Raw genomic sequence first — 25,925 nt, 5'->3', positions numbered from 1 at the left:
CAAGCAGATGTTTACTGACAAAACTAAAAGATGTGCATAGCCGGAGAAGTCCGGCTGATTGTCGCTGAGCTGCCAAACAGCGATAGACATTTATGCCTAGCAGTACCAGGCGTTGGACCCTGTGGTCAGAGTTTTTAACAAGGAAAAGGATCTGTTATGCGAACCTCTCTCTCATTGATACAGAGCTTGCTCTGTTATCGGCAATTCAAATCAGCTTCAGTCAGAACACGGAAATGGCTGAAAAGATGGCTTAGTCTGTCGATTCTGGCTTCAGTCAGTATATTTCCTCTGTCGGCCACCGCAGACAGCTTACAAAATGGTGGTATTGTCAGCGGCGCAATCTCATTTGTGGGAGAGCAGGATAACTGGACATTTAACGCCAACGCTGGCAGCCAGATATTTATATCTGTTGTCGATATCAACGATACTTCGTTGTCGGCTTTGGCAACGCTGTCAGGTCCAGATGGTAATACTGTCAGCACAGGCCAGGGTAACCGGATCTCCAAGATCAACGTTACGGCGTCACTATCAGGCACTTATACCATCACTATTCGAGACAACAACTCCGGCACGGATAACGACACCGGTATGGGCAATTACTCAGTTTATCTGGCTATTCCGCCGGTGGCAGAGCATGGCAGTCTGGTTAACGGTGACTATGTACAAGAAACCATTGAGCTGGGCGATATCGACACCTGGTCTTTCGATACCAGTGCCGGGCAGGTTGTGCAGTTGTCACTGACCGATGTCAATAACACTGACCTCTCCGCCTATCTGGCGGTGTATGCCCCCGACGGCAGCTATGTCACACACGGACAGGGCAATACCGTCTCCAAAGCCAACTTTACCGCCGCACAAAGCGGCACCTATACCGTACTGGTGATGGATAATAACTCCGGTACCGTTAATGATACCGGCACCGGTGATTATCGCCTGTATCTGGCTATTCCGCCGGTGGCCGAGCATGGCAGTCTGGTTAACGGTGACTATGTACAAGAAACCATTGAGCTGGGCGATATCGACACCTGGTCTTTTGATACCAGTGCCGGGCAGGTTGTGCAGTTGTCACTGACCGATGTCAATAACACTGACCTCTCCGCCTATCTGGCGGTGTATGCCCCGACGGCAGCTATGTCACACACGGACAGGGCAATACCGTCTCCAAAGCCAACTTTACCGCCGCACAAAGCGGCACCTATACCGTACTGGTGATGGATAACCGCTCCGGTACCGTTGATGATACCGGCACCGGTGATTATCGCCTGTATCTGGCTATTCCGCCGGTGGCCGAGCATGGCAGTCTGATAAACGGTGGCTTTGTACAAGAAACCATTGAGCTGGGCGATATCGACACCTGGTCTTTTGATACCAGTGCCGGGCAGGTTGTGCAGTTGTCACTGACCGATGTCAATAACACTGACCTCTCCGCCTATCTGGCGGTGTATGCCCCCGACGGCAGCTATGTCACACACGGACAGGGCAATACCGTCTCCAAAGCCAACTTTACCGCCGCACAAAGCGGCACCTATACCGTACTGGTGATGGATAACCGCTCCGGTACCGTTGATGATACCGGCACCGGTGATTATCGCCTGTATCTGGCTATTCCGCCGGTGGCCGAGCATGGCAGTCTGATAAACGGTGGCTTTGTACAAGAAACCATTGAGCTGGGCGATATCGACACCTGGTCTTTTGAGGCCGGTATCGGTGAATTCGTTCAGCTTTCCACAGCCGATATTAATCAGACCAACCTGTCTGCTTATCTGGTGGTGTATGCCCCCGATGGCAGCTATGTCACGCACGGACAGGGCAATACCGTCTCCAAAGCCAGCTTTACCGCCGTACAAACCGGCACCTATACCGTACTGGTGATGGATAACCGCTCCGGTACCGTTGATGATACCGGCACCGGTGATTATCGCCTGTATCTGGCTATTCCGCCGGTGGCCGAGCATGGCAGTCTGATAAACGGTGGCTTTGTACAAGAAACCATTGAGCTGGGCGATATCGACACCTGGTCTTTTGAGGCCGGTATCGGTGAATTCGTTCAGCTTTCCACAGCCAATATTAATCAGACCAACCTGTCTGCTTATCTGGTGGTGTATGCCCCCGATGGCAGCTATGTCACGCACGGACAGGGCAATACCGTCTCCAAAGCCAGCTTTACCGCCGTACAAACCGGCACCTATACCGTACTGGTGATGGATAACCGCTCCGGTACCGTTGATGATACCGGCACCGGTGATTACCAGCTCTATCTGGTCAGAGTGCCCGGTGCCAATGAACATGGCCAGATCGACGGTGTCGGCAGTTTGGAAGAATATATCGATCTCGGTGATCTGGATACCTTTACCTTTAGCGGTGAGGCCGGTGATATTATCAATATCAGCGTGACGGATATCGACGAGACAAATCTGGCCCCATATCTCTATCTGTTTGCACAAAACGGCACCTATCTCACCCAGCGCGGAGGGACTACGGTTGCAGAACTGATTGACTATAGCCTGCCGGATGATGGCATCTATACCTTGATGGTGATGGATAACAGTTCCGGCACCGTCAACGATACCGGCATCGGCCCGTACCGGCTGGATTACAATCTGCCTGATGCCCCACCGGATCCACAGCAGCCCGTGGCGGTGGCCATTGCACCGGCTGAGGCTTATCGTGGAGAAGTGATTAACCTCGATGGTAGCGGGTCATTTGACCCTGACGATGCGCCACAACCTCTGAGTTATTTGTGGCAATTGATTTCTGTACCTGACGACAGTGTGCTTACTGACACCGATATTGAAAGCGCCAATGTTGCGATAGCCAGCATACAGGCTGACGTAAGCGGAGAATACCGCTTCCAGTTGACCGTCAATGATGGCCTGCTGAGTGATAGCGCCGAGGTCCTGGTCTCAGTACTCAACCGCATTCCAGTCGCCGATGCCGGGGAAGATCAGAGTGTGCCGGTTAACAGCCTGGTTAATCTTGATGGCTCAGAATCCGTAGATGCTGATGGTGATTTGATTAGCTATCAATGGCAATTTCTGAGCATGCCAGTTGGCAGTAATGTCATGTTAGAGAACGCCGATTCTGTAGCACCTTATTTTACTCCGGATATGGCGGGCGATTACACCATAGGTCTGATTGTCAGTGACGCTGAGGATAGCAGTACACAGGATGCGGTTACGATTGAGGCAATCGCCACCAATGTCGCACCTCAGGCAAATGCCGTTTATTCAGGTGAACTCAGCATTGGCAGCACGATATTGCTTGACGGCAGTGGCAGCTCTGATGCAGACAATGGTCCTTCACCGCTGAGTTATCAATGGCAATTTGTCGGTGTGCCCACTGGCAGCGAACTGACAGACGATAATATCAGCAGCGCCAACAGCCCGTTAGCCAGCTTTACTGCCGATGCACAAGGAACATTTGAACTGCTACTCAGTGTTAGCGATGGTGACCTGTCTGACACGGCCACACTCAGCGTCACTATCACCAATGAGATTATCTGTGAACTCAGTGTCTCAGCAGGAGCTGATTTCAGCACTGAACTGGGAACAGTGGCAGAGCTGAATGGTTCAGATACCAGTGCTTCTGCCGACTGCGATGAACTCAGCTACCAATGGCAGTTTATTTCAGTAGCGACGGGCAGTAGCCTTGGCAACGAGGATATCAGCGCATCAGACCAGGCTGTAGCGATATTTACAGCAGATGTTACCGGTACCTATGTGCTGCAACTGCATGTGAGCAGCAATGACGTCGCGGAGACCGATTCTGTGGTGGTGACTGTCACCGAAAATGCTATTCCGGTGGCAAACGCAGGGGCTGACCAACAGATTGAACTCGGTGACACGGTGCTACTTAATGGTAGTCAGAGCTATGATCCTGATAACAACCCACAACCGCTAAGCTACCAGTGGCAACTACTGAGCACTCCGAATGATAGTGAAGCGCTCATCACAGCAGCCAGTCAGGCTGAAGCTATGTTTACCCCGGATATCGCAGGTCAATACCTGTTACAACTCAGTGTCTCTGATGGCCTGGCCAACGACAATGACACCCTGACGGTAACAGTAGATGAAGCTGCCGAGCCGCAGATGTGTGATATTGACGGCGATCTGGTGATTGATGCGACAGATATCCGCGCCATCATGGCCAGACGTAATACCCCCGCCAACGATAACACCGATAGAGCGGACTGGAACGGTGACGGCATCATTAATGTGCTGGATGCAAGAGGCTGTGTGCGGCAATGCTCATTGCCCGGATGCGCTACGCCGACGATTAATTAAACAACGATAACCACTAACTCTGGCCTGAGCTCAGGCCAGAGAATTCAGGAGCATAAAAATGGACAAACTAACAAAAATCATTACCGCAGGAATCATTGCCTGTGGTCTGTCTTACAGCAGCGTTGCAGCCCCCATTCTGTCTTTCAATAACGAGGCTGCAGCGGTGGAACAGAACTATTATCTCGGCGACAATATCAGTCTGGAGCTGTGGATCTCAGGGCTGGATTCCTCAGATCTGGGCGGCTTTGACATCGGCTTTGTGTTTGATCATGCCATAACGTCGTTTCAATCGGTGCTGTTTAACGATGACTGGCTCGACTTTGGTTATAGCCTCGGCGGTGCCGGCACTCTAAATCTGGCCAGCCTGTCTTCGCAGTTCGATCTAAGCACTCAGGCCGATGCATTGCACCTGGCCACACTGAACTTCAGTGCCGATGCAGTTGGCAGCAGCATGATCGCGTTTTCTGATGTGTTGTTGTCTGACGGTTTTGGTTTTGAGCTTTCTGCACAGCACTTCGCTGCTACGTTAAATGTAAGTGCACAGCCAGACGGTAATCCGGTTCCTGAGCCCGGCACCATCGCCTTGTTGCTGCTTGGGGCACTGGCTGTCAGAATGAAAACAAACCGATAAAGGCGACTCACGGCGGCAAAAGCCGCCGTTATCAGTTCAGCGCCAACTTCAGCCTCTGATATACAGGGCACAAATCAATTGCCTTTTGCCAGAGCGTATCTGACACTTGCTCTTCTCCTAGTTCATCGAAAGTAAGCGCAAGTGTGGTTACAGCGGCCGGCTGCAATTCCTGACTAGCCAGGTGCAGTAATCGTTGACGTTCGTGATCGCTCACCGTAATGTCCTGTCCGGCAATCCTGTTAAGTTTCACGCGATAATATATCTCACCTATTTCACCCCATATGGACTGGCTGTTTCTTAACTTATCACGCTGAATCACCCTTAGCGCTTTATGCAACGCCCGCCGGGCGCCGGATTTATCATCCACCCCCAAATAAGATGCCGCCAGTGCACCCCATACCTGATGATACACAATCTGGTCCGGGTCCCCCATCTTTTCAATCGCTGAAAGCCGGTGCTGCAGTGACAGTGCATAATCAGCCTGAAGATACGCAATCAATCCAAGTTGTTCATCAGCCAGATGATTTTTCGGGTGCAAAGCCTGAAGCTGCTCAAACGCCTCTCGCCCTTGTTTCAGGTTATCCAGACAAACCGCGACCACGCCTGCACCGCTATAAGCCACCGCTTTTTTTCCCAGATCAGCAGCTTGTTGGAAATACGCCAGACTCTCATCCATTCTGCCCTGATAAAAATAATGGCTGGCCATTCGATAGTGATTGAACCAGTATTCGGGTTCAATCTGCAAAACCTTGCGCAAGGTTTGCTCGGCAAGCCCGGATACATTCTCTATTTCCGAAGATGCTTCGTTGAAGGACAGCAGATAGCTGGCCCCCAACCCCTGCAAGGCATCGAGATTGTCAGGCCATAATCTCAGCACTCGCTGATAAGCCTCAACCCCCGCCACCGGGCCCAAAGTGCGGCGTTCAAACAAGGCCTGAGAGGCCATTACGTAACTGTTCTCTGGCGCCAGCATGGTTGCCCTCTGGCAATGTTTTTCTGCCTGTTGTAACCGATCTTTTTCATACCCCTCGTAGCTGTACCAGACAAAGGTTTCACACAGGGCCGCTTCACCTTCAGCAAAATCCGGGTAATCTTTCAGCGCAGTGTATAGCAGATTAAGGGTCTTATCAGACTCAACCCAGCTTTCCAGCTTATGGGCATCCATCAGCTGTCTCGCCTGCAGATAATTGTCCCAGGCCCGGATCCTGCTATCCGTTAGCATCTGCGCCGCCGCGCCCGTGTGTATAAGCTCGCGCAGCCGGTTACTGATCTGTCCGGCTAATAGTTGAGCCTGCTGAGATACAACGGTATGTCCTACTACCTTGTACCAGAATACCCTTTCGCTGCCATTGTAAAATGCCATGGCCCGCAGTCTCTGGTAGCGACCATGACGCTGAGCATCCAGGGTTACAACAGCATCAGCCTGATATTCCCTGGCTAAATCAACAGCCATTGCAGACGCTGAGGGTTGTTGTGGTTTTAACGCTGCCACAGAAAAATCATCGGCTAAGGCTGTTTGCATCGATTCGACAAGAGGCTCCACCCCGGCGTTCGATGCACGTATTAATATACTCACAGGAATTAAAGAGACCGGACCGGATGTGAGCATGTCACTTTCTTTACTGTCATCGGCCTGAATAACATTAAGCAGAAACAGGATTAACAGTATCAGGGCCAGACCAGACCAAAGCCAGAACATGGAGAATGATGTCAGACTGATTGATTGGTTTGCCCCGGTTTGTTCGCTATCCGCCGATAACTGAAGTTTTTCAGGCTCAGTGTCCCGGTGCGCAGAATACTCAGCACTGTCAGCTTCTTTAGAGGTGAGGTACAACGCCCAGGCATCAGTATCCAGCGCCCGGGCCACCCGCTCGATACTGACAGGATCGACGGATCCGCCGCGAAACACGCGGTTGACCATCGTACGGGGAAGTTTATCTAACCCTTCAGCATCCTGAATACGCCTGGCAACTTCTGTCTGCGATTTTATTCCGGCTGCCAGCTGAGCTGCACGTAACTTGGCAGGCGAGGCCTGCACACCTCTCGCCCGTTTGCTGCCACTTCGCGTTCCTGAGCCTTGTTTGCCGCTCACATTCTCCTCCTGAAAACATTCGCCAGGATCTCACCTCAGTGTTATTAGGTGAGCCTCTGCCTGAAACTGTAGTGCCGACGTGTAACAGCCTGATGTCAATCATAGGAAAAATTATCCGCGATCCCTGACTATCGTCTTTGCCATAAACATCTAACTATCCCATCCATAAAGGGTCAAGGTTTTTGTTTGTACGCTTCGCCATACCGCTGCGGGTTATAGTAGTGATGACAGCAGAGGTACTGATATTTATCACTCTATGCCAGAGGGTCTGGCTACCACCTCTTGATGGCGGCTTTGAGATCTGAAAGCGTCAGCAAGATAATCTTGGGTGAGGTAATCTGGCGGGCTCAACAGCCTGAGTGCCGGACATCCGACACCCAGTGATTCTGGTTTATTGCAATTGCTTAAGCAATGCTCTGGCAGTATCGGCGGAAGATGCCGGGTTCTGACCGGTTATCAGGCGGCCATCCACCTGCACAAAGCTGGCCCAGTCATCGGCTTTTTTATAACTGCCTCCCAGTGCTTTAAGTTTGTCTTCAAGTAAAAATGGCACAACTTCTGTCAGGTTCACCGCCGCCTCTTCACTGTTAGAAAAACCGGTAACAGATTTACCCTTTATCAGCGATACGCCCTGATTGGTCCTGACTTCAGTAAGCACGGCAGGAGCATGGCACACCGCTGCCAACGGCTTATTGGTGAGCAGGGTCTGAGCAATAAGGTCAACAGAATGTTGATTGTGGGTCAGATCCCATAAAGGCCCGTGACCGCCGGGGTAAAAGACCCCGTCAAACTCTTCAGGATTTATTTCACTGAGCTTTTGTGTGTTGGCAAGCTGCTGTTGCGCCTGTTTATCCTGGTCAAAACGGCGAGTGTCTTCGGTCTGAAAATCTTCACCTTCGCTGTTTGGGTCAAGGGGCGGCTGACCGCCTTTAGGTGAAGCCAGCACCACCTCGGCACCAGCATCCTTAAACACATAATAAGGGCTGGCAAATTCCTCCAGCCAGAACCCGGTTTTCTCGCCGGTATCCCCCAGCTTGTTGTGTGAGGTCAGCACCATCAGTATTTTCATCTTTATTTAATCTCCTGTTTTCTTATATGGCAGAGCCAAGTCTATGAAGACTTAAAAGATCTGCAGTACAAAGTTATTAAAAAGACAGACCATTTGTATTGTTGATTCAGTAGAATTTAGATCACAAAAACCACCTTAATCATGCCCTGTACTGCTGACGCTGTCAGTATACTTAACAGATTGCTCAAATCGTAGTAAAAGTGTCATACAAAAGAGAAAAAAAACACATTAAAATCAAATAATTAAAATATAGGCCCGGGACTTGCTTAAATTAATCGTTTTTTAACGATATATACCATTTTAATAGTGAATAATAAGGAAAAATTATGTTGTCAAAATATACTGTTCCGGTGACTTTGGGGTTATTGGCGTTAGCAGGTTTTAGTTCTTCAGCGCATGCTGGCGTAATAACGCAAAGATCAGCCATTGAAACAGTTATCCTCGCTGATACATCAGGCAGTCATTTACTGGAAACCGATACGGCCAATTCAGCCTATACACAGAGTTATGAAGATTCATCCACAAGCCTTGCTCTCAGAGCTGACACGTCAACTGGTGTTGTGGGCGCCAGTTCGTATTCTAAAGGTGGCTCCGGGCAGGCACTGGTAACCATTTTCGATACTATTGAGTTTTCCGGTTTACTGACACCGACTACTATCAGCTACAACTTCGGTGTTGATGGCAGTTTTTATACAGATTCAATCTTCGATTCAGCTTACTTTCAGTCTTATGTCAGAATTTACGACATTACCGGCATGCAGAGCTGGCTGGAAACCGAATCATTCTTTGGCATTTTTGACGATACAGATCCGGTAGAGAGTGCCAATGAAATCAGCTATACCGGATTTTATCAAAGTGCTCAGGACGGTGATTATGGTCTGTACTCTTTTGATGAGGTATTAAGCGGTTCTTTTGTCGCTGAGCAAGGCAGAACCTATGGTGTTGCAATTCTCGCCAACGCCTATGCCTCTGGTGACAACGCCTATACAGACTTTCTCAATACCAGCACCTTCAGCTTTACCGATCTGGGCGGAGCAACCTTTACATCTGGCTCTGGTGCTTTTCTGAGTCCGACGTCAGTTCCTGAGCCATCGAGCCTGGCGATCTTAGGTTTAGGGCTGGCCGCGCTTGGTTTCCGCCGGATAAAGCAATCCTGAATGATGCCTAAAAAGGGTTGTTGTTAAACATGCCTGCGCGGGTGTTGTCTGAAATATCCTTGCAGAAAATTAACTTCAACCCACTTTCACCTGTTCACGACAATACCATATCAGACCGGTCTGGCAGGCTTGTCAGCAAAGACGGACAATGAACATAAGTCAGGAGTTTATAGTATTACCTAAGACTCCGTGGCGATGGGTTTCTGAGCCCGGCCATTGCGGCTGTTCGGCTCTCCCAGACCTGATACGTGCCTAGCGCATAAAGCAGGCCGATAGTTAAACAAACCCCTGAGCTTACCAGCCAGAATGTCAGGCTGTTTTCGGGAAACATTGGCATCAGCCAGATAAAGGCGACACCGCGGATCAGATAAATTGCAGAGATGGCACACAAACCTGAACGAAGCAAAGGTAACCGGGTTATGACCCTTGCACCTGATAAGGCATAGAGTGACCAGACCAACAGCACCACAACCAATACTGAGGTGACAATGGTCGGGTACCAGAGTCCCTGCTCAGCCATACTCGCCATTTGCTCGCCAGCACCAAAGAAACGATACCAGTCACCGCCAAAAACAATACAACCCAGATGGGCCAGGGCCGCTGCAAAGCTGCAAATAGCGCCAATGATTAAGAGTGTATTTTTATCTGATTGCATGTTTTTTCCTATGATGGAACATTAATAAGCGACTCCTTTACTAACATTTCGTTGCCATTCCCGGGCGTCGACGCCCTTAAAAATTAACCACAGGGCAAAGGTGAGCTCTGCGATTAAAGAAAGTATCAATATGGGGAATACAACACCAGACAGAGAAGGAGCGATTAGCAACGTAAGGCTGTTGGTCAGATAGCTTAATCCGGCAACGATCATTAACGCTCCGATAAACCTTGGAAAATAGTCAGCACAATAGAGCAGCAAGCCATATCCCACACAGGCAAAGCCAAAGAAAACTAACCCAAGAGCAAAGCCGTAATCATGTATATTCACCAACAACATAACCTGAGAACTGATTTGGTCGGACTCAAAGGCCGACATGTACTGAGGATCGCTCATCATTATCAGCGGCACTAAAAGCACTAACTTGTTAGCGATAAGCACGGCAGTCTGTGCCATATTGAAAGCGACCGAGACCAGAGCCAATAACTTATTGACCGGCTTTAGCAGGAAATACAGTATTACCATCACAGGAATATCCAGCGCGTGCATCATCACATCACCAGCAATCCCGAGCCGCCATATATCGCTGGCTTCCAGGATATTGCTGGCAGTTAAGGCTGCATTATCAAAGTCTACCAGAGCCCCCCTGATAAAAAGCTGCCCGGTAATACCAAAGCCAATAATCAATAAATACGCAATTCCGGCAATCCTGGTATAAGTATTGGGTGAGTCGATAATGGATTTCATCGATGGTTGCCTTTTATTATCCAGGGCTCGCCCTTAGCTTTGAAATACCGCTCAAACACATATCCCCAGGGTAAAACAATGGGCACCAGCACCAGGCCGATAACACAGGCAAACAGCGTTTCAGCGGCATAGGAATCAAGGCCGGTATCACGCCACATTCGATAGGCGAATGCCACTACCCAAATCAGCTTCCAGAGAAATTCGAAAATCAGAAGAGGTAACATCTTTAACGGGTACCTCAGCCCGAGCATGCACATCACTGCCAGTGCTCCCAGCAATGCTTCGACCACGGTATGTACATCGGCCTGACTATCTGATGGAAAGAGTATCTGGGGCCAAATAGTAAGACCAAGCCCAACGGCAATCAGTAAGTACATTCCCCTGAGCAGATTTAGCCTCAGCGCCGACACTTCCATAATGCTTCCCCCGGGAAATATGGTTCAGACAGCCAGATCATCATTTGAACTTTCATATAGTCCCTTTAAACAATCCCTGAACCTTGATAACCAGCCTATTCAGAACAAACCAGTTCTGCGGCTGATGACGATGATTCACAGAAATGGCTGACACGATACTGATTTGGCGTTTGCCCGAATTCTGCTTTGAATGCTCTTGTAAAGGGTCCTACCGAGGCAAAGCCGCTTTCCATGCCAACTACCGCCACGGGCCAGTGCCGGTTAGCCGGATCTTCCAGCAATTCTCTGGCGTGATAAACCCGCAGTGTATTAACGTGATGATTAAAGTTCTGCGCTCTGAGTTGTTCGCGCATAACCCGGCTGATGCGGTATTCCGGCACGTCCAGTGCCCAGGCGATATCGCTGACCCGCAGATTAGTCTGCAAATACTGGCGTTGTTGTTGCAATCGACGGGTAATTTCTTCAGCCAGCAATATATCATTTTCATGGCCGGGCACTGATACCATTGGGTCAGCCATCCCTTCTGATTCTATCCCGTGTTTGGCTGTGTGAGCCTTCCACAGGATCAACACCTGGGTAACCAGCATAATCTGAATGCCACAGATAGCTGCCAGCAGGTGGTGCCAATACGCTTCATTTTGCGGCGTAACTGTGAGTTTTAACACCACAGTACAGGTCAGTACCGCCCCGCAAAAACTGGCCAGAAACAGCAGCTGTTGCTGCAATTGCTGGCCCCTGGCACGACGCAATCCACGACACCCTTCCCATGCACTCAACACCAACAAGGTGGAGGAGATCAAATTAAGCATCTCCGATACCGCCGAACGGGCACCCTGTAATGCACCCAGCGCATCCGGCATTACCTGCTGCGACCAGGAGAATCCATGAGACAGGATGATCATCACACCAACACTGCCCGCCACCAGATAATGGCGCAGCGCCAGACCATCACTACCCTGATGCAATGCACGGGCAACCAGCCAATAGCCGTTACAGGTGGCAAAGCCGCCCATGGCAATCAGAAATTCGTAATCACTCAGGCTGCTCCCCGCGCTCAACCGGGTAGCGGCACACATAGCCATAGAGCCGCAAAACAGAGCGAACAAAAGATGTACCGGCTGCTTTTCACGCACCCACAATTGACCAACCAACAAGCCCAGGCTGATGATCAGTTGCAGCGTATATAGCTGAGTCATATCGTATCCACGAAGATTTTCAGAGCCAATTAACCTGCCCTAATCCTATGCAGTGCGACAGCGGGATGCAAAAAGCGAATGTTACCGGGTATGTCAGAATTTTATGCGCCGAATTCCGAATTCGGCGCGATAACAGGCGATTTTACTGACAGCATTGCGCCGTACAGATGATTCAACAGTCAATGCTGAGGAAACAATATGACTGATATTACAATTGACGCCAACACACCTTTGCAACACAAGCGCAAAACCGATTGGCTCTCCCTTTCTGCAAAAACCTGGTTTATCGTCACAGCCATAGGCCAGTGGCTGTTTGTGGCTTATATCGCAGGGTATTACGGCCTGCGTTTTGCTGAAGGTGGTGTGGGTGGTTTTGCAGGAACCCATCTGGCAAATGGCTTTATCGCCGGGGACAATATGGGCAACACGGCACTGGCCATCCATATTCTGGTGGCGGGTCTGATTATTGCCGCAGGCCAGATGCAACTTATTCCGGCCATCCGCAATACCGTGCCCAGGCTGCACCGTTATAGCGGCTGGTTCTTTATGATCGCTTCGTTGATTGTCAGTATCGCTGGATTTTTCCTTACCTGGTCGCGGGAGCGGGTTATCGGTTCATTAATTCAGGATATTGGCGTGTCCGGCAGCGGAGTACTGGTAATGCTTTTTGTGCCCATCGCCCTTTACTGCGCCATCAAACGCAACTTTGCCGCGCACCGGCGCTGGGCACTGAGGCTGTTTATGGTGGTAAGCGCGGTGTGGTTTCTGCGCCTGATGGTATATGGCTGGTTTATGACCACCGGCGGCATTGGCATCGACAGCAAAACCTTTTCCGGCCCCTTCCTTGAAGTGGTGTCCTTTGCACAATACTTGTTACCCCTTGCTGTACTGGAACTGTATTTCCGGGCGCAGAATTCCATAAGCACCCCATATCGGGCCATAGTGGCCAGTGTTATTTTGCTGTTCAGTGCTGCCATGGCAATTGGTGTATTTGCGATCACAAGCTCTTCATGGATTCCGAAAATGGGCATGTAAAGAGGTGGCGTTGAGGCGCTTTGTTAGTATCATCGTCAGGATGCGTTAAGGCATCTCGTGCTGCTCCATACTGCGTTCATCAATACGCCTGAAGTGCACAGACAATGTCTCTGCCAGCGCTTTTACAGCCGGTAGCAATCCCCTGCGCGACGGCATAAGCAAACTGATATATGGCCTGCCAGCATGCCAGCGGGGCAATACCCGCTGCAAAATTCCCGAGGTCAGCGCGTCGCTACAGACATAGGCTGGCAGCGCGACAATACCTATCCCCTCTATTGCCGCCCGTTTTAAGTTGGCCATACTGCTAGTCCGATATCGTGCCGGAGACGACACCTCAACTGCGGCCTCCTGATCCCGCCACAACTTCCAGCTTTTGCCTGGATCGGTTCCTACGACAAGTCGGGAATGGCATGCCAGCTCGCTAACAGATTCCGGGCAGCCGTTTTCAGACAAATAATCCGGAGAGGCAAACAGCCCCCAGGAGACCTGAGCGAGGGACTTCTGGATCAGTGAAGAATCTGGCAGCGGCTCCACATGGGCCCGGATAACCAGATCAAATCCTTCTCCCACAGGATCGACAAAACGATTGCTGACATCCTGAATCACATTTACCCGGGGATACTGCCGTAAAAAACCAGGAATCACATCCTCCAGCACAAAATCAGCGATACCGATTGAACAGGCCAGTTTTACAGTTCCCGCCGGCTCTGACAGCCTTTGCTGGACAGATAATTGGGCAGCATCCGCCTCAACCAGCATGGCCTTTGCGTGCTCGTATAGTGTAGCGCCGATATCGGTTACCGAGAATTGTCGTGAGCTGCGGTGCAGAAGCCTGACCTGCAGGCTTTCCTCCAGTTCACTGATTCTGCGACTCAGACGTGATTTAGGAATATTCAGTTCCTTACTGGCTGCCGTGAACCCTTTTGCATCAACCACATGAACAAAATAGCGTAAGTTATTGAGATCCAGCATACCTCTGCAAATGTCCTAAAAATGGAACGATAAGTCTTATTTTAACCTGTTGAACCACTTTCGTCCCATATTTATTATCCAGTTTCAGAACGTAAGGGAAACAAATCATGAATTTAAATCATACGATAACGGCTAGCTCCACCATTCGTCTGTCATCAGTGGTCTCAGCAAAAGAAATCGATAACAAGATGGGATTTTCAGCGCGACAGTTCCGGCGCGAGGCTTTTGACGGATTAATGGAACCGCTGATTATGGTGGACGACTACACTATGACTGAACCCACCTTTGGCGCACATCCCCATGCAGGCATCGCGGCCATTAGCGTGCTTTTCGAAGAAACCGAAGGCTTATTCTACAACCACGACTCTCTGGACAATCATCTGGCGCTCAGAGCTGGCGATCTCTATTGGTTGAACGCGGCCAGCGGTGCCATGCATGAGGAGTCACCAAAATCAGCCGAGAGTGCGCGGATACGCGGTTTACAAATATTTCTTAAGCTTCCGGCCACTACCTCGATAGCATCCCCTAATGCCAATCATATCCAGGCCGCCGATATACCTTTGTTCAGATCTGATGGTATAAAAGTGCGTGTGGTATCCGGAACTACAAATGGTGTCGCTGGCTATCAGGATAACCTCGCGCCAGCAACGATCCTTGATGGCAGACTTGCTGGCGGCGCCCGCTTTAGCCATTCGCTCAAAGCAGACTCTGCAGCCTGGCTCTATGCCGTTTGTGGTGAACTGGTAGCAGGCTTTGGCCCAAACTCTCCAACACTGCGCGCTGGCAATGCCATCGCACTTAATACATCAGCTGAATCTCAGAATCTGTCAATACAAGCCACACAAGACAGTCATTTCGTTTTGATCAACACGCCCCTTTCTTCGGAGAAGTTCGTCAATCACGGACCTTTCGCGCTAAAGGACTGCCAGGAAATAGCACAAGCACAGGCTTCGGCTAAGGCTGGTTTAATGGGACAGGTTGAAAGAAAAAGTATTACCAATTTATAAAAATCCACACGGGAGAAAATACCAATGAAAGTCTTTGCACTGGGCGCGAGCAGCAGCAAAAAATCGATCAATAAGGCCCTGGCCAGCTATGCAGCCAGCCAGATCCGGGATGCAGAAGTCGACGTGCTGGATCTCAATGATTATCAGATGCCGATATTCAGCCTGGACATTGAAGAAGAAATCGGCCAACACCCGCTTGCAAAAAGGTTTCTGGACAAAATTGCTGCAGCCGATGCCATAATCATTTCCTATGCCGAGCACAATGGCAGTTACACGGCCGCGTATAAAAACGTTTTCGACTGGGCGTCTCGTATTAACCTGAAAGTCTTCCAGGGCAAACCTGCTCTGTGGCTTGCTACCTCGCCCGGACCGGGGGGCGCTCAGAATGTATTGTCATCCGCAGTGAACTCCGCGCCTCATTTTAATGCTGATTTGGTTGGCAGCCTGTCGGTTCCTGCTTTTTATGACAACTTTAATACCAGTACAAACACCCTCGTCAATCCCGATATTCAGTCAAAGCTAGATAAGTTACTGCAGCTGTTACAGGAAAAATCCGGCGTCAGAACTTCCGCAGAAGAGACTCCTCTTTAACATCAAAAATCCACTGGCCACAGGACAATCCCATCAAGCCGCTACGGCATGGCTCTGTGAGACTAAATGAGCCAACCACAAGATGGCCGGGAGGACGATGAGTCCTCCGTTCGGTCATCTGCAATAGTTACTGTCCAAACAGTTCCTCGGCGCGGCGGCTCATTTCCTGTTCTGAAACATCCTCTACGTGGGTTGAGAACATCCAGTTGTGGCCGAACGGATCCTGCAGGCAGCCCATGCGGTCGCCGTAGAACTGGTCGGCTACCGGCATGCTCAGGGTCGCCCCTGCCGTCACGGCTTGTTCCACCAAGGCATCAACATCCGGTACGTAGATCATAATGCTAACGGGCGTGCCATTTAGCATCTGCGGGCTCTTGGTACCCCAGTCATCGCTCTGCTCGCTGAGCATAAAGAGTGCCGAACCTACTCTCATTTCGGCGTGCATCACGGCGCCGCTCGGCATATCCATACGCAACACCAGTTCGGCGCCAAAGGCCTTCTGGTAGAACTCAATCGCGTCGGCTGCATTTTTAATAGTGAGATAAGGAATCGCCCCGGTGTACCCTTCCGGAACTGGCTGAATCTGAGACATAATGGTGCTCCTTGTCGCTTTGCTCCGAATAGATGACGGAGCTATAAGTATTGATAAACACCAGAACAGCAACGAACTCTGGCGGTTGTTGGATATAGCATATCCGGAAGTTAGCATACGCCGCTGTGCAGAGAGATCTGGTCGGATCTATTAAAAGAGTGTGGTTACCGCTTCTTGTCATCCAACAGATATAAAATCAACAACTATGACCGCTTTATCCTCCATCTATTCATTGCTCTACGTGCAACGCAAATCGCCCAGTCCGATCTAACCCGGCAGTAATTTTATGAAAATCGCAGGAATGAACATTTCCCCTCCGGAGAATATCAAAAAAGCGAAGTTTATCGTTTGCTAGTCCCGGCAAGTCGGACATCACTATCCCTGCCGAGTGCCACAGAGAAGCAGCGTACCCAATAGGCTCTTCATCTTTATTAAGGTCATAGCTTCTCGAAACAATCCCACACACACGTCCGTCTGAATCCACAACTGGACCTCCGCTCATTCCGCCATCCAATCGAGCGTTTACGCGAAAGCACGGGTAGTTAAGTAGAAGGGAATCACGCCTTTTCTTGTGTATTTCTCGAACCGTACCAGTGGAGATTCGCGGCCAAGTGTGCAGTTCAACAACGCCATCAGGACGACGGATTGTACTACTATTGGGATACCCTAGCGCTTCGATGTATGCTTCAGGGTCTGGAGGTATAAGCCGAAGGAGCGGATATGGTGCCAAGTCAGACCATTCGATATCAGAAGGCTTGGCAAGGTGCAATATTGCAATATCCCCAGTGCTAGAGAAGTATGTTTTTTTTGCTGTCAAAGCAACTCTGCGCCCATCTTTCAATGGAACCATCAGAAACATAAAAAAAGTCATTTTGATAGAGTGGTGACCTCCATCCGCTATTTTTTGCTCGATATCCTCATTTTGAATCTCCTTCAAATAGTCTATTACGACATGTTTTGCAGTAAAGGCAAATTCTGGGGCTATTACAAATGCAGTACCGTGCATTCGCTCTTGAACATTCTTGTGAGCCGCAATAAGTGGTGCCATGAGACCATATAATGGGTGACTCCACGAAATACTCTCAAATCCTGTAGTGGTCTCTAGTGACATAGTATCCCTCTCGATTACTAAACAATTTTATCCAAGGAGATAAGCCATATAAGTAGACATAAACTGCTTATTTTAATCATTTTTGCAATGATGGCACCAACTTTGAGGAATTCTAAGATAGCGACGAGAAGCCTGTAGAGCATTGTGCATTAGATTCCCTTCGTGGACTCTCTTATCAGTGAGATGTTAGGGGACTGGAGCAGTATGCTCTCACTCCTCCCCTCACTCCCAAACCTAAACCCCCAGCAGCAGAAATTCACGTTCCCAGGAGCTGATCACTTCATTAAACGCTTCATACTCAGTACGTTTTACAGCGCTGTATGCCTGAGAAAAATTCTCTCCCATCACTTCACGAAGGGGCTCACAGCTGTCCAGTAGCCTCAGCGACTCTTCCAGCGTGCGGGAGATTTCAATCTTACCGGTATACGCGTTACCTTCATTGGCCGCTTCGGGTTGCAGCTTCTCCTGCATGCCCAGATAACCACAGGCCAGGGTCGCTGCAAAGGCCAGGTAAGGGTTGGCGTCGGAGCCTGGCAGGCGGTTCTCCACTCTGAACCCTTCCGGTTCACTATGCGGTACCCTTAGACCTGTGGTGCGATTGTCATAGCCCCAGTCAAAGTTGATCGGCGCCGAGATATCCGGTGCAAAACGGCGGTAAGAGTTTACGTTCGGAGCAAAGAAACACAGTGCACTTGGGCCGTATTTCTGCAGGCCAGCGATATAGTTAAAAAACAGCGGCGAGTACTTGCCTTCCCTATTGGCAAAGGCATTTTTGCCGGTTTTGGTATCCACCAGACTCTGATGAATATGCATAGAGCTGCCCGGCTCGCTGCGCATCGGTTTGGCCATAAAAGTGGCATAAACGCCGTTACTGAAAGCGATTTCCCGCAATACCCGTTTAAACAGAAAGACCTCATCGGCCAGCTTCAGCGGGTCACCATGCAAAAAGTTCACCTCAAACTGAGCGGCACCGGATTCATGGATCAGCGTGTCAATGCCCAGCTCCATTTTCTCGCAGTAGTCATACATCTGATCGACGATACGTTCAAATTCATTCACCGCATCGATACTGTAGCTCTGGCGAGCCGACTCGCGGCGCCCGGAGCGCCCAACCGGTGGTGTCAGCTCGTAATCCGGATCGGTATTCTGTGCCACCAGATAAAACTCTACCTCCGGCGCCAGCACCGGCTTGAGGTTCTTGGTCTCATACATCGAGAGTATTTTTTTTAGCACATTGCGGGTAGACAGCGGGTGAGGCTGACCGCTGGCAAGGTAGCAGTCGTGGATCAACAGTGCGGTACGCTCATCGGCCCAGGGCACTTCCCGTGCGGTAGACAGATCCGGCTCCAGATACATATCACTGTCGGTTTCACTGACAATGTCATAGTGCTCGTTAGTATACTCACCGGTTACGGTCTGGATCAGAATGCTTTCCGGCAGCCGGCTTTCCTGTTTGATAAATTTCTTCGCCGGAATAAATTTCCCCCGGGCATTGCCCGTCATATCGGGCACCAGACATTCCACTTCGGTGATGCGTCTGTTATTCAGCCACTTCTTTACATCTTCCATATTTCACCTGTTGTTATATCGGCATGGCAACACTTTAAAACCTCTGCCTGCTTCTGCCTGACTAAGGTTCTAAAGGGTTACCGGACACCTTTGCTAAAATTCTATTTCGAATTATTATTCGATATGCTAGAGTAAATTTAACCATTTAACAATATCTTATTAACCTGAATTTTGCTCATAACCTTGTGGATCAGAGCTGAAGACCAGAATAAGACCACCACCCCAGGGCGCCGATATGCAACAAACCACGGATTCACAGCAGTATTACCAACAGACCTGTAATCAGCAGATGGATTGCCCTGTATTCAGCGGCGAGAAAAGCGTTGACCTGTGTATTATCGGTGGTGGCCTGACCGGCGTATCCAGCGCCTACCATGGTGCTAAGGCCGGTCTCGATTGCCTGCTGCTGGAAGCCGAGCAAATAGGCTTTGGCGCATCAGGGCGTAACGGTGGGCAGGTGAGTCCCGGCCAGCGACTGGATCAGGCGTCTCTGGAAGCCAAAGTGGGCAAGGCCCAGGCTCACAAACTCTGGCAACTGGCGCTGGATTCGGTGGACTTGGTGCGTGATCTTATCGATAAGCACCAGATCCCCTGTGACTTTACACCGGGTATTCTGCACACTGCCTTTAAGCCCAGCCACGCCAGAGAAATGCAGGAAAATGTACAGCTGTTACAAAAGGACTATAGCTACCAGGATTGCCGCTATATCGAACAGGATGAGCTTAAAACCATGCTCGCCAGCCCGCGTTATTATGGCGGCGAACTGGATATGCGCGCCGGTCACTTACACCCGCTGAATTTTACCTTAGGCTTAGCCCGGGCCGCACAGCAGGCAGGTGCGATGTTATGTGAAAACAGCAAAGTGCTGGATATCCAGTCTGTCGGGGATAAGATAAAAATCACCACCGCCGATGGCATAGTCACCGCCAACAAACTGGTGCTCGGCTGTAATGGCTATCTGGGCAAACTGTTCCCCAAAGTCGCCGGTAAGATCATGCCGATTAATAATTTTATCGTCACCACCAAACCCCTGGGTGAACAGCAGGCCCGCGCCCTGATCAGGGATAATGTGGCAGTGGCCGATTCCAAGTTTGTGATCAACTATTTTCGTATGACGCCTGATCACCGGCTGCTGTTTGGCGGCGGAGAGAACTATTCGTCGCGCTTTCCTGCTGATATCAGAAACTTTGTACGCCCCTATATGCTGGAGATTTTCCCGCAGCTTGAAGATACAGAGCTGGAACATGGCTGGGGCGGTACCCTGGCCATTACCATGAACCGTATGCCCCATTTCCAGTGCGTTGATGAGCGCATTTATGTGGCGCAGGGCTACTCAGGCCATGGTGTGGCACTGGCGACCCTGGCCGGGAAGCTGATCAATCAGGCTATCGCCGGCCAGCCCGAAGGCTTTAATACCATGGCCAGCTACCCCACTCCCACCTTCCCCGGAGGCACCTTGCTGCGCTATCCGGCACTGGTAGCGGGAATGCTGTATTATTCCCTCAGAGACCGATTCGGAAGCTAAGTCAAAAATGACAGACAAGAAAACCGGCCGTAAGCCTTTAGGGCCGCGCAGCACACCGATCCAGAAACGCTCAAAGGCCCGACGTGAGCAGATCCTCGATGTGGCCGCAGGCTTACTGGAAAAACTCGGCAGCAACAGCCTCACCACGATCCGCATCGCCGAAGAAGTGGGCATTTCCGTTGGCACCCTATATCACTATTTTCCCAATAAAGAAGCCATTCTGTACGCCATGGGCCAGCACTGGCTTGAGCAGATGGCTAACACGCTGGCATCACCAGAGCGCCAACCCGGTGATATTGACAGCTTTGTCAATCACTTTGTGGAACAGATGCTTAAGCTCTATCGCCAACAAAAGGGTCTGCTGCATCTTGTGCAGGGCATGTTTGCTATACCCCAACTGATGCCGCTGGATGAACAGCACGATGACCTGGTGATTAACTATGTGGCCAACACCCTGCCCGCTTTAGGTATCGATAAACCCAAGGCCGAGTGCCAGCGTATTGGCCGCTCTTTTCATGAAGTCAGCCACGCTTTGCTGTTAGTGGTGGTGAATCAAAGCCCCAGGCGGGGCAACAGCACACTAGCCGAACTTAAGCTGTTGCTAAGGTCTTTGCTGAACAGCCATCAGGGTTGAGCAGTTGCGGATTTTGCTGACACGCCAGTAAACAGAGCATATCTGTCATCATAGTCGCGGCCAGCAAACTGGTGATCTGGCTCTGATCATAAGGCGGGCTCACTTCCACCAGATCCATGCCCACCCAGTTCAAACCGTGTAATTTACGCAGCAACTCCAGTACAAAGGGGCCGCTTAAGCCCCCTGAAACGGGCGTGCCGGTGCCTGGTGCGTATACCGGATCCAGACAATCGATATCAAAGGTCAGGTATACCGGCGCATCGCCGACGGTATTTTTGATCCTTGCCACCACCTCTTCTGCCTTGCTGTGCCAAAGCTCATCGGCACACAGCACTTTAAAAGGCGAACTGCCCTGTTCGGTGCGAATGCCAATCTGAATCACCTTTTCATCCTGCAACAGGCCCTGTTTGCGGGCATGATAAAACACACTGCCATGGTCAAACTCACTGCCACCGGCGTAGTCATCGCTGTGGGCATCGAAATGCACTACGGCAACGGGACCATGCTTAGCATGCACGGCCTGCAAAGCTGGCAGGGTAATCAGATGATCGCCACCCAGCATAAAGGGAATGGCTCCGCTTCTTACAACCTGACTGACATGCTCGCGCACTGCCTCCATGGCACCTCTGGCATCGCCATGAGAAAAGGCTAAGTCGCCGATATCGGCGATATTCAGTGCATCGCGCAGGGCAAAAGGCCAGGGATGGCGTTTTTTCTCCCAGCCCAGATTCACCGAAGCCTGGCGAATGGCCGCCGGGCCAAAGCGCGCCCCGGGTCGGCCTGATGTAGCCAAATCAAAAGGAATGCCGGCTATGACCACCTGGGTTTGCGCATCCATCTGCTGCTGGCGGGCAAACACATACTTGTGAGTGCCCTGATAGAGGGAATAGTTGGCGTCTGTCATAACAAAACCTTTTGTCTGCTTGTTTTATAAAGAGGTCAGATAGAATTCGTATTCTTTGGGCGTCACGGTCTGCTCGAACTTTTCCAGTTCGTGTTCCTTACAGGCAGCATAAACCTTGATAAAGTCCTCACCGAAATACTGATTAAAGACTTTCGAACCCCTTAACACTGTCAGCGCATCGGTCAGGCGCATCGGCAAACAGGGATTATCCACTTCAAAGGTATTGCCTTCCTGCGGCTTAGGCGGCATCAGCTTTTTATCAATGCCGTCATACATGGCATAGAGCACCGTCGCCATCGCAATATAAGGGTTGGCATCGGCACCGGCCACTCTGTGTTCAATGCGCCTGCTGGCAGGGCCACCGGCAGGGATACGTACCGCTACGGTGCGATTATCAATGCCCCAGTTTACAAACATGGGCACGTACAGGTTTGGCTGCAGGCGACGATAAGAATTGATATTGGGGCATAATAAGGCGGTGCTTTCCTGCATGGTGCCAAGCAGCCCCGCCACCGAATGTAACAGCAATTTGTTGTCCTCTGCTTCGCCCTCGGCAAACAGATTATTGCCGTCACTGTCCACCAGGCTGGCATGAATATGCAAACCGGAGCCGGCTTTATCATCGTAAGGCTTGGCCATAAAGGTGGCCTGCATACCATGTTCTTCGGCCACCTGATGAATAATGCGCTTGAGCATCATGGCATGATCGCAGGCCAGCAAGGGGTCGCTGCCATGGCGCAGATTGATCTCAAACTGGCCCGGTGCATATTCAGACACCGCGGTATCGGCTGGTACGCCCTGTTGCTGGCAGTATTTATCCACATCCAGCAGAAATTCCGCAAAATCATCCAGATTGATCATCGAGTGGCACTGGGTGCTGTCTTCGCGCTTACCGGTTTTTGGCGAGATGGGGGGCTGAATGCCGCCTTTTTCATCACGCTCTTTATCTACCAGATAAAATTCCAGCTCTACCGCCACCACCGGGGTCATGCCCCGTTCGGTAAACAGCGACACGGCCTGGCGAACCTGATTACGGGGCTCGATCATCACAGGCTGCTTATCTTCATCGTACATGCTGAACAGCACCTGGGCCGTGGGCTGATTCTGCCAGGGGCAGACCACCAGGGTTTTCAGATCCGGATAGCAGATGCGGTCCGGCTCACCGATTTCCAGTCCCAGTTCCGAGGCTTCTACTGTTTCGCCGGAGGCATCCAGAGCCAGTACAGAAAAAGGAATATGCATGCCTTTTTTGACAATATTTCTGATGGCGTCACGTTTAACCCGCTTGCCCCGGGCCATGCCGTTAAGATCTGACAGCACAAGATCGAAGACTTCTATTTCGGGGTGATCAGCAAGAAAGGAGGTTAACTCCATGATGTTCTCCAGCGTCTAGTATTTTGAACACTTAGTAAATTGAAACACATCTAACCACAAAGGTAGTTCAGCTTCCAGCCGTTAAAACACCCCTTAGTTGCGGATTTATTAAACTAAACTTTGTTATTCAGGGCACAAAAGATAGGTATTCCTGCTTGAAATTTAAAGTTAACTCCAATAGCTTGAACCTATCGTTTCAATATATTGCTCACAATGATGAAAGAATCGAACAGCGACAGTATCCTGATTATCGGCATTTGCGCCGATGTGCACAAACAAGGTGTACATAAGTATCACCAGGCCGGTGATAAATATGTGCGTGCGCTGACCTCAGTGAGCGACAAGATCATTCCGGTGATTATTCCGGCGCTGTTTAATGAGCTTAGTGAACCGGCTCAGGACAAGCTGTTGAGTGGCCTGGATGGCATTATGCTGACTGGCTCATACTCTAACCTGCACCCCAGTTATTATCAGTCGGATCTACCAGATAATGATGACGCCCAGCGGGATCCCCACCGCGATGCCAGCAACTGGAAGCTGATTGAGAAAGTCTTAGCGGCGGATATTCCCTTACTGGGCATTTGCCGGGGCTTTCAGGAACTGAATGTGTACTTCGGTGGCAGTTTGCATCACCGCATCCATGAAGTGCCCGGTCTGATGGATCACAGAGAAGACAAGTCGCTACCGCTGGAACAGCAATATGCCTATGCCCACCCGGTTTCATTACAGGAAAACGGTGTACTGGCCGGTTGGTTCGCTCCCAGAACCGAAATCCGGGTCAATTCTATCCATATGCAGGGCATCGATAAGCTGGGAGACCGGCTCAGGATTGAGGCGAGTGCCCCGGACGGGCTGATTGAAGCCTTTTCTTGCCCCGATTACCAATTCTTAACGGCAGTACAATGGCATCCGGAATGGCAACCTCATAACTATGCCGACAATGCCGTCGTAATACAGGGCTTTATTCAGGCCTGCGCAGAGTATAAAAACAGGAGCAGTCAATGACACAATTAAAACAATGGCAGCATAAAGACGCCGCCCACCATCTGCACCCTTTTACCAATCAGGCCGATATCAATAAAAAGGGGACCCGGGTCATAAGCCATGCAGAGGGCGCTTATATTTATGAAGCCGATGGTCACAAACTGCTCGATGGCATGTCGGGACTTTGGTGCTGTAACCTCGGTTATACCCAACCGAAGATCAATCAGGCTATCGCCGAGCAATTACAGGAACTGCCCTACTACAATACCTTTTTTCAGTGCACCCATCCCCGCGCCACCGAACTGGCCGAGGCCATAAGTCACAGGGCGCCCGCGCATATGAACCGGGTGTTCTATACCAACTCAGGTTCTGAGGCCAATGACAGCGCCATTCGCATGATCCACCGCTACTGGGATGCCCTCGGTCAGCCTCAGCGCAAAGCCATTATTGCCCGGGAAAACGCCTATCATGGCAGTACCATTGGCGGTGCCAGCCTCGGCGGTATGGAATTTATGCACAAACAGTTTTCTCCCTTGCAGGATATCCACCATATTGCTCAGCCATACTGGTATGGCGCCAATGCGGATATCAGTCCCGATGAATTTGGTCTGCAGGCAGCCCGGGAGCTGGAGAAAAAAATTCAGGAACTGGGCGAGAACAATGTGGCGGCGTTTTTTGCCGAGCCAATCCAGGGTGCAGGCGGGGTCATTATTCCACCAGACACTTACTGGCCCGAAATTCAGCGGATTTGTGACCAGTACGGCGTTTTGCTGGTGGTAGATGAAGTGATATTCGGTTTCGGCCGCACCGGGCATTGGTTTGCCAGTGAATGTTATCAGCTTACCCCTGATTTTATTGTGTTTGCCAAAGCGGTAACTAATGGCTTTCAGCCACTGGGCGGTTTGCTGATATCGGACCGGGTCGGCAAGGCCCTGCTGTCGCATACCGATGATCTGGCCCATGGCTTTACCTACTCCGGCCATCCTGTGGCCTGTGCCGCAGCGCTGGCAACTCTGGATATTCTCTCAGAGGGTTATATCGACAAGGTGCGCAACGAGTTATCACAGGCCATGCAGGACTACTGGCTGGCTCTTGGCGAGCACCCACTGGTGGGCCAAGCCCGCTGTAAAGGCTTTGTGGGGGCGCTGGAGCTGGTGAAAGATAAATCCAGCCGCGAGCGGTTCGATAAAAACGGCAAGGCAGGCACGCTGTGTCGTGATGCTTCGCTGCAATCGGGGCTGGTGATGAGGGCCACCGGCGATACCATGATTATTGCACCACCTTTTATTCTTGACCGCAGTGATGTCAAAGACTTAACTGAAAAAGCCTGGCAGGCACTGGATATAACGCTGAAACAGCTCAGCTAGCAGTATCAGAGCAA

23 protein-coding genes are annotated in these 25,925 nt (G+C 50.6%); 11 read left to right on the top strand and 12 right to left on the bottom strand.

The window, feature by feature from the left end; genetic code table 11:
• The first annotated feature begins 156 nt into the window (after nt 1-156).
• The 3 genes from AT746_RS07320 to AT746_RS07310 are packed head-to-tail and all read left to right on the top strand — an operon-like array spanning nt 157 to nt 4,914.
• Nucleotides 157-1,212 carry a PPC domain-containing protein gene (locus AT746_RS07320; RefSeq protein ID WP_062478471.1) on the top strand — a complete coding sequence of 352 codons (1,056 nt, stop codon included), beginning with the start codon at nt 157-159 and terminating at the stop codon, nt 1,210-1,212.
• Nucleotides 1,212-4,283 (top strand): PKD domain-containing protein, encoded by a 3,072-nt coding sequence (locus AT746_RS07315; protein ID WP_062478467.1) that lies wholly within the window; start codon nt 1,212-1,214, stop codon nt 4,281-4,283. Before AT746_RS07320 ends, AT746_RS07315 begins: the two co-directional genes overlap by 1 nt.
• A gap of 58 nt (nt 4,284-4,341) precedes the next feature.
• Entirely contained in the window at nt 4,342-4,914 is a 573-nt protein-coding gene (locus AT746_RS07310; RefSeq protein WP_062478464.1) for a PEP-CTERM sorting domain-containing protein, read from the top strand.
• Between the two features lie 31 nt (nt 4,915-4,945).
• On the opposite strand, the gene AT746_RS07305 is transcribed toward AT746_RS07310, so the two are convergent.
• Together AT746_RS07305 and AT746_RS07300 are read right to left on the bottom strand one after the other, a co-directional pair.
• Nucleotides 4,946-7,006 carry a tetratricopeptide repeat protein gene (locus AT746_RS07305; protein ID WP_062478461.1) on the bottom strand — a complete coding sequence of 687 codons (2,061 nt, stop codon included), beginning with the start codon at nt 7,004-7,006 and terminating at the stop codon, nt 4,946-4,948.
• 391 nt (nt 7,007-7,397) lie between these two features.
• On the bottom strand, nt 7,398-8,075 hold the full coding sequence (locus tag AT746_RS07300; RefSeq protein ID WP_062478458.1) for a type 1 glutamine amidotransferase domain-containing protein: 678 nt from the start codon (nt 8,073-8,075) through the stop codon (nt 7,398-7,400).
• Between the two features lie 326 nt (nt 8,076-8,401).
• Between AT746_RS07300 and AT746_RS07295 the strand changes: the two genes are divergently transcribed.
• On the top strand, nt 8,402-9,232 hold the full coding sequence (locus AT746_RS07295; RefSeq protein WP_062478456.1) for a PEP-CTERM sorting domain-containing protein: 831 nt from the start codon (nt 8,402-8,404) through the stop codon (nt 9,230-9,232).
• A 175-nt stretch (nt 9,233-9,407) separates the two neighbouring features.
• Here AT746_RS07295 and AT746_RS07290 read toward each other — a convergent pair whose 3' ends face one another.
• The 4 genes from AT746_RS07290 to AT746_RS07275 form a co-directional block, all read right to left on the bottom strand.
• Nucleotides 9,408-9,887, bottom strand: coding sequence for a hypothetical protein (locus AT746_RS07290; RefSeq protein WP_062478452.1), 480 nt, complete (start codon nt 9,885-9,887; stop codon nt 9,408-9,410).
• Between the two features lie 21 nt (nt 9,888-9,908).
• Nucleotides 9,909-10,634: a DUF4386 domain-containing protein gene (locus tag AT746_RS07285; RefSeq protein ID WP_062478449.1), complete on the bottom strand. Its 726-nt coding sequence runs from the start codon at nt 10,632-10,634 to the stop codon at nt 9,909-9,911.
• Complete coding sequence (locus tag AT746_RS07280) at nt 10,631-11,050, bottom strand: hypothetical protein (protein ID WP_062478447.1); 420 nt, start codon at nt 11,048-11,050, stop codon at nt 10,631-10,633. Before AT746_RS07280 ends, AT746_RS07285 begins: the two co-directional genes overlap by 4 nt.
• A gap of 95 nt (nt 11,051-11,145) precedes the next feature.
• Nucleotides 11,146-12,246: a helix-turn-helix transcriptional regulator gene (locus AT746_RS07275; protein ID WP_062478444.1), complete on the bottom strand. Its 1,101-nt coding sequence runs from the start codon at nt 12,244-12,246 to the stop codon at nt 11,146-11,148.
• A gap of 198 nt (nt 12,247-12,444) precedes the next feature.
• Between AT746_RS07275 and AT746_RS07270 the strand changes: the two genes are divergently transcribed.
• Nucleotides 12,445-13,281 (top strand): DUF2306 domain-containing protein, encoded by an 837-nt coding sequence (locus tag AT746_RS07270; protein WP_062478441.1) that lies wholly within the window; start codon nt 12,445-12,447, stop codon nt 13,279-13,281.
• Between the two features lie 45 nt (nt 13,282-13,326).
• On the opposite strand, the gene AT746_RS07265 is transcribed toward AT746_RS07270, so the two are convergent.
• A complete protein-coding gene (locus tag AT746_RS07265; RefSeq protein WP_062478438.1) occupies nt 13,327-14,253 on the bottom strand; it encodes a LysR substrate-binding domain-containing protein in 927 nt (308 codons plus the stop codon).
• Nucleotides 14,254-14,360: 107 nt separating this feature from the next.
• Between AT746_RS07265 and AT746_RS07260 the strand changes: the two genes are divergently transcribed.
• Complete coding sequence (locus AT746_RS07260) at nt 14,361-15,260, top strand: pirin family protein (RefSeq protein ID WP_062478435.1); 900 nt, start codon at nt 14,361-14,363, stop codon at nt 15,258-15,260.
• 24 nt (nt 15,261-15,284) lie between these two features.
• Entirely contained in the window at nt 15,285-15,851 is a 567-nt protein-coding gene (locus tag AT746_RS07255; RefSeq protein WP_062478433.1) for an NADPH-dependent FMN reductase, read from the top strand.
• Between the two features lie 127 nt (nt 15,852-15,978).
• On the opposite strand, the gene AT746_RS07250 is transcribed toward AT746_RS07255, so the two are convergent.
• The 3 genes from AT746_RS07250 to AT746_RS07240 all read right to left on the bottom strand — a co-directional run bounded on the left by AT746_RS07250 (nt 15,979) and on the right by AT746_RS07240 (nt 19,123).
• On the bottom strand, nt 15,979-16,443 hold the full coding sequence (locus AT746_RS07250) for a VOC family protein (protein WP_062478430.1): 465 nt from the start codon (nt 16,441-16,443) through the stop codon (nt 15,979-15,981).
• A gap of 229 nt (nt 16,444-16,672) precedes the next feature.
• Nucleotides 16,673-17,554, bottom strand: a complete 882-nt coding sequence (locus AT746_RS07245; RefSeq protein ID WP_062478427.1) for a S1 family peptidase — start codon at nt 17,552-17,554, stop codon at nt 16,673-16,675.
• 234 nt (nt 17,555-17,788) lie between these two features.
• Nucleotides 17,789-19,123, bottom strand: a complete 1,335-nt coding sequence (locus AT746_RS07240) for a glutamine synthetase family protein (RefSeq protein ID WP_062478424.1) — start codon at nt 19,121-19,123, stop codon at nt 17,789-17,791.
• 235 nt (nt 19,124-19,358) lie between these two features.
• Between AT746_RS07240 and AT746_RS07235 the strand changes: the two genes are divergently transcribed.
• Nucleotides 19,359-20,648, top strand: coding sequence for an NAD(P)/FAD-dependent oxidoreductase (locus tag AT746_RS07235; RefSeq protein WP_062478421.1), 1,290 nt, complete (start codon nt 19,359-19,361; stop codon nt 20,646-20,648).
• Between the two features lie 7 nt (nt 20,649-20,655).
• Nucleotides 20,656-21,282: a TetR/AcrR family transcriptional regulator gene (locus AT746_RS07230; protein WP_062478418.1), complete on the top strand. Its 627-nt coding sequence runs from the start codon at nt 20,656-20,658 to the stop codon at nt 21,280-21,282.
• On the opposite strand, the gene speB is transcribed toward AT746_RS07230, so the two are convergent.
• A complete protein-coding gene (gene speB / locus AT746_RS07225; RefSeq protein ID WP_062478415.1) occupies nt 21,239-22,186 on the bottom strand; it encodes an agmatinase in 948 nt (315 codons plus the stop codon). The genes AT746_RS07230 and speB overlap by 44 nt on opposite strands.
• Before the next feature lie 24 nt (nt 22,187-22,210).
• A complete protein-coding gene (locus AT746_RS07220) occupies nt 22,211-23,560 on the bottom strand; it encodes a glutamine synthetase family protein (RefSeq protein ID WP_062478412.1) in 1,350 nt (449 codons plus the stop codon).
• A 213-nt stretch (nt 23,561-23,773) separates the two neighbouring features.
• Between AT746_RS07220 and AT746_RS07215 the strand changes: the two genes are divergently transcribed.
• Both AT746_RS07215 and AT746_RS07210 read left to right on the top strand, forming a co-directional pair.
• Nucleotides 23,774-24,565, top strand: a complete 792-nt coding sequence (locus AT746_RS07215; RefSeq protein WP_156413647.1) for a gamma-glutamyl-gamma-aminobutyrate hydrolase family protein — start codon at nt 23,774-23,776, stop codon at nt 24,563-24,565.
• Complete coding sequence (locus AT746_RS07210; protein WP_062478409.1) at nt 24,562-25,911, top strand: aminotransferase; 1,350 nt, start codon at nt 24,562-24,564, stop codon at nt 25,909-25,911. The genes AT746_RS07215 and AT746_RS07210 overlap by 4 nt, the downstream gene beginning before the upstream one ends.
• Nucleotides 25,912-25,925: the final 14 nt, after the last annotated feature.

Source organism: Lacimicrobium alkaliphilum (assembly GCF_001466725.1).
Classification (GTDB): Bacteria; Pseudomonadota; Gammaproteobacteria; order Enterobacterales; family Alteromonadaceae; genus Lacimicrobium; species Lacimicrobium alkaliphilum_B.
Note: the sequence above shows the minus strand (reverse complement) of the source record. Positions and strands in the feature narration are given on the sequence as shown.

Coding starts and splice junctions, on each gene's coding strand:
- AT746_RS07320 (WP_062478471.1), top strand. CDS start 157: ATGCGAACCTCTCTCTCATTGATACAGAGCTTGCTCTGTTATCGGCAA.
- AT746_RS07315 (WP_062478467.1), top strand. CDS start 1,212: ATGGATAACCGCTCCGGTACCGTTGATGATACCGGCACCGGTGATTAT.
- AT746_RS07310 (WP_062478464.1), top strand. CDS start 4,342: ATGGACAAACTAACAAAAATCATTACCGCAGGAATCATTGCCTGTGGT.
- AT746_RS07300 (WP_062478458.1), bottom strand. CDS start 8,075: ATGAAAATACTGATGGTGCTGACCTCACACAACAAGCTGGGGGATACC.
- AT746_RS07295 (WP_062478456.1), top strand. CDS start 8,402: ATGTTGTCAAAATATACTGTTCCGGTGACTTTGGGGTTATTGGCGTTA.
- AT746_RS07290 (WP_062478452.1), bottom strand. CDS start 9,887: ATGCAATCAGATAAAAATACACTCTTAATCATTGGCGCTATTTGCAGC.
- AT746_RS07285 (WP_062478449.1), bottom strand. CDS start 10,634: ATGAAATCCATTATCGACTCACCCAATACTTATACCAGGATTGCCGGA.
- AT746_RS07280 (WP_062478447.1), bottom strand. CDS start 11,050: ATGGAAGTGTCGGCGCTGAGGCTAAATCTGCTCAGGGGAATGTACTTA.
- AT746_RS07275 (WP_062478444.1), bottom strand. CDS start 12,246: ATGACTCAGCTATATACGCTGCAACTGATCATCAGCCTGGGCTTGTTG.
- AT746_RS07270 (WP_062478441.1), top strand. CDS start 12,445: ATGACTGATATTACAATTGACGCCAACACACCTTTGCAACACAAGCGC.
- AT746_RS07265 (WP_062478438.1), bottom strand. CDS start 14,253: ATGCTGGATCTCAATAACTTACGCTATTTTGTTCATGTGGTTGATGCA.
- AT746_RS07260 (WP_062478435.1), top strand. CDS start 14,361: ATGAATTTAAATCATACGATAACGGCTAGCTCCACCATTCGTCTGTCA.
- AT746_RS07255 (WP_062478433.1), top strand. CDS start 15,285: ATGAAAGTCTTTGCACTGGGCGCGAGCAGCAGCAAAAAATCGATCAAT.
- AT746_RS07250 (WP_062478430.1), bottom strand. CDS start 16,443: ATGTCTCAGATTCAGCCAGTTCCGGAAGGGTACACCGGGGCGATTCCT.
- AT746_RS07245 (WP_062478427.1), bottom strand. CDS start 17,554: ATGTCACTAGAGACCACTACAGGATTTGAGAGTATTTCGTGGAGTCAC.
- AT746_RS07240 (WP_062478424.1), bottom strand. CDS start 19,123: ATGGAAGATGTAAAGAAGTGGCTGAATAACAGACGCATCACCGAAGTG.
- AT746_RS07235 (WP_062478421.1), top strand. CDS start 19,359: ATGCAACAAACCACGGATTCACAGCAGTATTACCAACAGACCTGTAAT.
- AT746_RS07230 (WP_062478418.1), top strand. CDS start 20,656: ATGACAGACAAGAAAACCGGCCGTAAGCCTTTAGGGCCGCGCAGCACA.
- speB (WP_062478415.1), bottom strand. CDS start 22,186: ATGACAGACGCCAACTATTCCCTCTATCAGGGCACTCACAAGTATGTG.
- AT746_RS07220 (WP_062478412.1), bottom strand. CDS start 23,560: ATGGAGTTAACCTCCTTTCTTGCTGATCACCCCGAAATAGAAGTCTTC.
- AT746_RS07215 (WP_156413647.1), top strand. CDS start 23,774: ATGATGAAAGAATCGAACAGCGACAGTATCCTGATTATCGGCATTTGC.
- AT746_RS07210 (WP_062478409.1), top strand. CDS start 24,562: ATGACACAATTAAAACAATGGCAGCATAAAGACGCCGCCCACCATCTG.